This is a genomic window from Chryseobacterium sp. 22543, assembly GCF_052044565.1.
In the GTDB taxonomy this organism is placed as follows: Bacteria; Bacteroidota; Bacteroidia; order Flavobacteriales; family Weeksellaceae; genus Chryseobacterium.
In genome coordinates this window covers 1-846 of the sequence record NZ_JBQENH010000016.1, presented here as the reverse complement: position 1 = coordinate 846, position 846 = coordinate 1, and the positions used below count along the sequence as shown (strand labels likewise).

General features: G+C 38.7%; 1 pseudogene. It reads left to right on the top strand.

The window, feature by feature from the left end:
- Window positions 1–846 (top strand): annotated as a pseudogene (locus ACTJIP_RS23030) (RHS repeat-associated core domain-containing protein); the annotation flags it as partial.

Genomic DNA, 846 nt, shown 5'->3' with positions numbered 1-846 from the left:
TATACTATACGAACAATTTTCTATCGGATTCCCAGACTATTCTGAGCATTAATTATTATGACAATTATCCTCGGGATACTAAGAAGTTTCCACCTTCTGTTATTTTAGACCAGCCTGTGATCAATGCAGCGAGCAGTGTGAGTACCCAGGGAATGGCAACGGCTTCTTACGTAAAGAACGTAGAGGATGATAACTGGACCAAAACGTATTTCTATTATGATTTCCGGGGAAGAGCAGTAGGGACTCATTCCGTAAACCACCTGGGAGGATATACAGGAACAGAGAGCCAGCTTGATTTTTCAGGCACTCCTAAAATGACTGTTACCCGACATAAACGTTTAGATACCGATGTTGAAAGAGTTATTACAGAAACCTTTGAATATGACAGCCAGAACAGGTTATTGGTTCATAAACATCAGGTGGATAATAATGCTGTTGAATATCTTACGCAGAATAAATACAATGAACTTTCTCAGCTTGAATTCAAGAAAGTGGGTGGGATTGCTGCAGCTTCCCCTTTGCAGCAGATGGATTATAAGTATAATATCCAAGGCTGGATGACCAGGATCAATGATCCTTCTAACCTGAACGGTAAACTTTTTGGTTATGAGGTGAGATATAATAATCCTGTTAATACTCAGTCCGTTGGAAAGTTCAATGGCAACATTGCTGAAATTGACTGGAATAACGGATCGGAAAACCTTTTGAAACGTTATAATTATGAATATGATGTATTGAACAGGTTAACCAATGCGTTTTATAAAGAGCCTTCTACGGGAGTTAGCGGTAATTATGACGAATACCTGACTTATGATGTGAATGGGAATATCAGCAATCTTAAAAGAA